General features: G+C 32.2%; 9 protein-coding genes and 1 pseudogene. All 10 read left to right on the top strand.

Translation table 11 applies throughout. The features are described from left to right. Window positions 1–117: pseudogene (locus tag ACW2QF_RS16505) on the top strand (YggS family pyridoxal phosphate-dependent enzyme); the annotation flags it as partial. An 18-nt stretch (window positions 118–135) separates the two neighbouring features. Then, the gene (locus ACW2QF_RS16500) at window positions 136–759 is read left to right on the top strand and encodes a cell division protein SepF (RefSeq protein ID WP_455717107.1); all 624 of its coding nucleotides are present in this window, start codon (window positions 136–138) and stop codon (window positions 757–759) included. A gap of 8 nt (window positions 760–767) precedes the next feature. Further along, window positions 768–1,031 (top strand): YggT family protein, encoded by a 264-nt coding sequence (locus ACW2QF_RS16495; protein ID WP_455717106.1) that lies wholly within the window; start codon window positions 768–770, stop codon window positions 1,029–1,031. A gap of 37 nt (window positions 1,032–1,068) precedes the next feature. Beyond that, on the top strand, window positions 1,069–1,824 hold the full coding sequence (locus ACW2QF_RS16490; protein ID WP_455717105.1) for a YlmH family RNA-binding protein: 756 nt from the start codon (window positions 1,069–1,071) through the stop codon (window positions 1,822–1,824). An 11-nt stretch (window positions 1,825–1,835) separates the two neighbouring features. Next, entirely contained in the window at window positions 1,836–2,570 is a 735-nt protein-coding gene (locus ACW2QF_RS16485; protein WP_455717104.1) for a DivIVA domain-containing protein, read from the top strand. Window positions 2,571–2,696: 126 nt separating this feature from the next. Further along, window positions 2,697–3,785 (top strand): 3-dehydroquinate synthase, encoded by a 1,089-nt coding sequence (aroB, locus tag ACW2QF_RS16480; protein ID WP_455717103.1) that lies wholly within the window; start codon window positions 2,697–2,699, stop codon window positions 3,783–3,785. Window positions 3,786–3,800: 15 nt separating this feature from the next. Further along, window positions 3,801–4,295, top strand: coding sequence for a signal peptidase II (gene lspA, locus ACW2QF_RS16475; RefSeq protein WP_455717102.1), 495 nt, complete (start codon window positions 3,801–3,803; stop codon window positions 4,293–4,295). 66 nt (window positions 4,296–4,361) lie between these two features. Then, complete coding sequence (locus ACW2QF_RS16470) at window positions 4,362–5,333, top strand: RluA family pseudouridine synthase (RefSeq protein ID WP_455717108.1); 972 nt, start codon at window positions 4,362–4,364, stop codon at window positions 5,331–5,333. A 243-nt stretch (window positions 5,334–5,576) separates the two neighbouring features. Then, window positions 5,577–5,942 carry a BlaI/MecI/CopY family transcriptional regulator gene (locus ACW2QF_RS16465; RefSeq protein WP_455717101.1) on the top strand — a complete coding sequence of 122 codons (366 nt, stop codon included), beginning with the start codon at window positions 5,577–5,579 and terminating at the stop codon, window positions 5,940–5,942. Window positions 5,943–6,205: 263 nt separating this feature from the next. Further along, on the top strand, window positions 6,206–6,469 hold the full coding sequence (locus tag ACW2QF_RS16460) for a TfoX/Sxy family protein (RefSeq protein ID WP_455717100.1): 264 nt from the start codon (window positions 6,206–6,208) through the stop codon (window positions 6,467–6,469). Window positions 6,470–6,472: the final 3 nt, after the last annotated feature.

Raw genomic sequence — 6,472 nt, 5'->3', positions numbered from 1 at the left:
GATATGAAGATACTATCCATGGGAATGACTAATGATTATGAAGTTGCAATAGAAGAAGGTGCAACCATGGTTCGTGTAGGCACTGGAATCTTTGGTGAACGTGATTATACAATATAAAGATAGGAGATATGTCATATGGCTAATATATTGAAAAATTTTCTTGGTTACTTAAAACTAGGAGAAGATGATGAATATGATGATTACGTAAATGATTATGAAGAAAATGAAGAACCACGTGAAGATAGGAGAAGACCTAGACGAGATGATATGAATGAAAATACCATATCTAGATCTGAAAAATCTACACGCTCAGAAAAAACTTCAACCCGTTCTTATATCAATAAGGACAGAGATGATGAAGAACTTCAGATACCAGTTTCGGAGACAAGAAAAGAACGTACACAAAGATTAGAAAGAGAACGCGGAAGTTTTAGTAAAGTAGTACCAATTAGAACAACTACTAAAGGACTTGAAGTATGTATTATGAAACCAGCTTCGTTTGAAGAGTCACAAGATATTTGTGATATGTTGCTAACTGGACGAGCTGCTGTAGTTAATCTTGAGGGATTTGATCCGATAGAAGCTCAAAGAATCATGGACTTTATATCTGGTTGTGTATATGCAATTAATGGTAAACTTCATCAAATTTCAATATACATATTTATCTTTTCTCCTGATTCTGTAGATATATCTGGTGATTATCTTGATTTAGTTCCTGATGATGGATTTGGTGTTCCAACTATCAATAAAGAATTTTAAGGAGTCGTATGAGTAACTTAATCGTAAATTCACTTTATGTTTTCTTTATCGTATTAGAAATTATCTTATTTACGTATTTTATGATGAGTTGGTTCCCATTTAATGCGAAATTCAAAGAATTCCTAATAACACTTATAGAGCCATTATTGACACCGATACGGTTCTTGTTAAAACATTCTATTTTTAATACGAAAGTGATTGATTTATCACCTATGATTGCGTTAGTTGTTATATTGTTTCTCCAGACAATCTTTTATAACTTAAAGATATAAGTCATGATGAAATCAATCGTAAGAGGTAGGGATAAAGATGACGAAAGAAGAACAATTACTCTGTAAGAGATTAAAAGAACTTGCTTTTAATACTTATAACAAAGGTTTTACTACGTATTCAGACTTCTTGAATTTAAATGAGTTAAGTCTTCTATTATCAATGAAGAAAGAATTACCACCAGTAGAAATGGATTTATATGGTGGCTATGAGGGTGCGGAACGTAAGATGGTTTGTTTCTATCAATTCACTGACGATTATGATAGAACATTTCCTATTCACTGTGTAAGGATAACTCCACGTAATGCGAAGTTTAGCGATGCCCTAACACATAGGGATTATTTAGGTGCTCTGCTTAACCTTGGTATTGAGCGTTATACAATTGGTGATATCATTATAGAAAACAAAGAGGGCTATGTATTCTGCAATGATAAGATGTGCAATTATATCATTCAGAATCTTACCCGTATAAAACATACTGATGTGAGATGTACACAAGATGATGACTTAATGATGAATATGAAGCACCAGTTTCAAGAGATTCGCGGTACTGTAGCTTCAGTACGATTAGATGCTGTACTTTCTTTGGCCTTTAATGGTTCTAGAAGTAGTCTAAGTAACTTGATCCCAGCTGGAAAAGTATTTGTCAATAGCCGTTTAATTGAATCAAACAGTTACACTCTTAAAGAAGGTGATGTTGTATCCGTTAGAGGATACGGGAAATTCATCTATCAAGAACAACAAAACCAGACAAAAAAAGGACGATATTTTGTCGTATTAATGAAATACATTTAGGAGGTAGGGTAATGTTAACACCGATTGAGATACAAAGTAAAAGTTTTAAAACAGGGATTGGCTATGATCGTAAAGACGTAGATGCATTTATGCGTGAGATTTTAGTTAGTTATGAAAAATTATATAAAGAAGATGTTGAACTAAAAGATAAAATTAATGTTTTGAATGAAAGACTTCAATATTATAAAACAATAGAAAAAACATTACAAAAAGCATTAGTTCTTGCAGAACAAACTGCGGAAGAAACGAGACAAGCTGCATTAAAGAATGCACAAGCTATAGAAAAAGAAGCGCAAGGCAAAGTGGATTTCATTCTTGCTGATGCACAGAATGAACTTAATCACATAAACCGAATGATAACAGGGCTTACGCAACAATATGAAAGTTACAAAGTTCAGTATAAACAATTGGCTGCAGCTCAAATTGAATTATTACAATCACCTACATTTGAATTAACCCTTATGAATGGTGAACAATTAAAAACAAGTTATACAAACCCAATTGATGAAGACGATGAAAATACAGACAACGTATCGAATATAGATGATTCCGATTACACAGTTATTGAAGAAGCAGCTCCAACGTTAGATAATGATTCAGAGGTTAATACAGATACTACAGATACAATTTCAGAAACTGATATTAATCCTGATACTGATACTGATATTATTAACGATGAGGTAAAAAACGAAACTTCTTCGGAATCGGAATTTGAATTTTTAGATTTTGAAGTTAATCTTGATTAAAGGAATGAATAGGCTGTCGCTATAGATTTACTAAAACGACAGCCTCCTTATTATGTACAAATATTGATAAACCACAGACAGTCATACTGCAAGGCTATTTCAATATTGAAAGGGGTAATTTATTATATGAAAAAAAGACTAGAGGTTAATTACAATGATTCATGGTGTTATGATATCGTTTTTCATAATTCATATGAAAAGTTAGGGGAAGAATTAGATAAACTTGATTTATTAAGTCGAAAGGTTTGCATTGTCTGCGATTCTAATACAGAGCAATATTTAGAAGAAGTTATAAAGTATTCGAAGGAACATGTGGCGTATGTAGATTCTTATGTTTTTCAAGCAGGTGAAGAGAATAAAACTCTAGATACAGTTAAGAATCTATATGAACATCTTATTAAAGCTAAATTCGATCGCAATGACATTCTATTTGCACTTGGTGGTGGAGTAGTTGGTGACTTAGTTGGTTATACAGCTGCTACATACCTTCGTGGAATTCGCTTTATTCAGCTACCAACAACACTATTATCTATGGTGGATAGTAGTGTAGGTGGAAAAACAGGCGTTGACTTTGATGCTTATAAGAATATGGTAGGTGCATTCCATCAGCCAAAATGTGTTTATATGAATATGTCAACACTTAGATCATTACCTAAAGAGCAATTCTCTTCTGGTATGGGCGAAGTTATTAAATATGGATATATCAAAGATGCTCCTTTTTATCAATGGTTAAAGGATAATCATGATTGTATTATGAATCATGATTTTGAAGTACTTAGTGAAATGGTATATCATAGTTGTCTATGCAAGAAAGAAGTCGTTGAGAGAGACCCACTTGAAAAAGGGGAGAGGGCTTTACTTAATTTTGGACATACTCTTGGACATGCAATTGAGAAATTAATGAATTTTAAATTGTATCATGGTCAATGTGTTGCAATTGGTATGGTTGCAGCAATCTATATGTCTGCTAAAAGAGGCATGCTATCCATGGAAGAATTAAAGGATTCTATATCTATAATTCAATCTTTTGGTTTACCTGTAGGAGTTATTGGTATAGAAGTCAATGACATTATAGCTGCTACGAAAAACGATAAAAAGATGGAAGCTGGTAAAATCAAGTTTATTTTACTTGAAAAAATCGGTTGTGGAATTATAGATTCTGATGTGACAGATGATGAAATGGTGGATGCACTTGAATATATAATGAAACTGTAGGAGGAACACACCTAAATGAAAAAGAAAATAACAGGTTTATTCTGGTTGATACTTTTAGTTGCATTTGACCAGATAACTAAAATCTTAGCTAAGACAAAGCTTGAAGGCACCGAGGGATTTGATGTTATAAAGGGCGTATTTAAATTTCATTATCATGAAAATAGAGGTATGGCTTTTGGTTTACTACAAAATAAAATCTGGTTATTCGTATTGTTTACCTTAATAGTTTTAATAGGCATTGTATTCGTTTATGTTAAGTTACCTGAAACGAAACGCTATCAACCAATTCATTGGATTTTGATTTTCTTATCAGCTGGAGCAATTGGTAACTTTATTGACCGTGTATTCAGAAATTATGTAGTAGATTTTCTTTACTTCGAATTAATTGATTTCCCAATATTTAATGTTGCGGATAGTTATGTAACAGTTTCTTGTATTTTACTTGTTTTACTTTTCTTATTCTATTACAAAGATGAAGATTTAGAATTTCTATCAAAACAAAGCAAGTAGTTTAGATATTACTTAGGTAGTTAACTCATATAAGAGAAAGGATTTTATAAATTGAGTAAAGAAGTAATGGAATTTGATAATTCCGATGTTTTATACGAAGAAGATCATACTCTTGTAACATTTATAGTTACGGATGCAGATCAAAACATTAGAATCGACAAATACCTAACCAATGTTTGTCAAAACTTAGAGGACTTTAATCTATCGCGTTCCTATATACAGTCGTTATTAAAAGATGAAGCTATCCTTGTGAATGGTAAAATAGTGAAGGCAAATTATAAAGTCGTAAAAAACGATGAGGTTACAATCGCAATTCCTCAACCTAAAACATTAGACATTGAACCAGAGGATATCCCTCTTGATATTATTTATGAAGATGATGATATTATTGTAATTAATAAAGGCAAAGGTATGGTTGTTCATCCTGCTGCTGGACATTATTCTGGTACCATCGTGAATGCCCTCATGTATCATTGTAAAGACAATCTATCAGGAATTAATGGTGTATTAAGACCTGGAATTGTACACAGAATTGATATGAATACCACAGGAGTTATTGTAGTCTGTAAGAATGATAAAGCACATACTTCAATTGCTGAGCAATTAAAAGAACATTCTATCACAAGAAAATATGAAGCAATTGTTTATAATTCCTTTTCTACGATGGAAGGAACAGTAGAAGGACCAATTGGAAGACATCCAATTGACCGTAAGAAGATGTGTATTAATCACAAGAATGGAAAAGATGCAACAACACATTATAAAGTTCTTGAAAATCTTGGAACACAATATGCACATGTGGAATGTACACTGGAAACCGGTCGTACACATCAAATCCGTGTTCATATGGCAAGTATATCCCATCCTCTTGTAGGAGATGATGTCTATGGCCCATCAAAAGATAAATTCAAATTGGAAGGGCAAGCTTTACATGCAAGGATTCTGGGCTTTATCCATCCAACCACAAACGAATATATGGAATTCGAAGCACCTTTACCGGATTATTTTGTAGAGTTATTGGAGAAACTACGAAAATAGGAATAGCACTGTTAAGAAGTAGTTTGTAAATAAAAGCAACAAAAAGACAAGTTTGTTTTGTCTCTTTGTTGCTTTATTCTATATATGTAAGAGAAACCACATATTTGACAAATACTATCTATTCATGTAGAATATGGTTGTTATAAACGCTCTTAGTAGGTCTAAAGTATTACGTGATTTTCATTCTTTCCTAACAAAGACCTGAACAGAGTAGTATTATAGAAAGTATGGGGATATATTAGGATGAAAGAAATACGATTACACGAAGGTGAACTTAATATTATGGAACTGTTGTGGTCCAACAAGTCTCTTGCGGCAAAGGACATTGCTAAGATTATTAAAGAGTACATAGGATGGGAAAAGAATACCACATATACCGTAATCAAAAGGCTCATTGATAAAGGAGCAATTGTTCGCGAAGATCCAGGTTTTATATGTAAAGCGTCAATATCAAAACGTACCGTACAAAATATTGAGACCAAGGCTTTAATTAATCAATTATATAGTGGTTCACTTAGTAAATTCATAGTTGACTACTTAAAAGAACAAGATTTATCAAAAGCTGAGGTTATGGAGTTAGAAAGGATTATTAGCAATCAAAGATTCTAAGGTTCTACTATAGTAGAACCAAGCTTTATTAACTTTCTATTCTGCAATATATGCTATCGCAATTACTAATTACGGTAGTTTTTTTAATTGAAATATGGAAATAAATGTTGTATTCTATTGTTAAGGTTATTTACAGCTTTGTTATTGGTCTATTTTACATAGGGAAAGCGCAAATTAAATACAATCATGGGTTGTTTTAAAATTAAAAAAGAAAAATTTACTATATAATAATACAATCAAAGGGAAAAGGAGTAAAGAATAGAATGAGTAATAAAAAGCTAAAGGATTTACCCAATATAGGTAAAGTAGTGGAACAGCAACTTAATATGGTTGGAATTACAACAGAAGAGGAATTAAAGAATATTGGTGCGAAACAGGCATGGTTAAGAATCCAAAAAATTGATGAATCGGCATGTATTAACAGACTTTATGGTCTAGAAGGAGCAATCGAAGGGATAAAGAAAACAGGATTATCTGAGGATATGAAAAAAGATTTAAAAGACTTTTATAATGTGCATAGGATTTAGCTA

The organism is Anaerosporobacter sp., assembly GCF_965301125.1.
The sequence above is the reverse complement of the archived record's forward strand: the minus strand, read 5'-3'. Positions and strand labels throughout refer to the sequence as shown.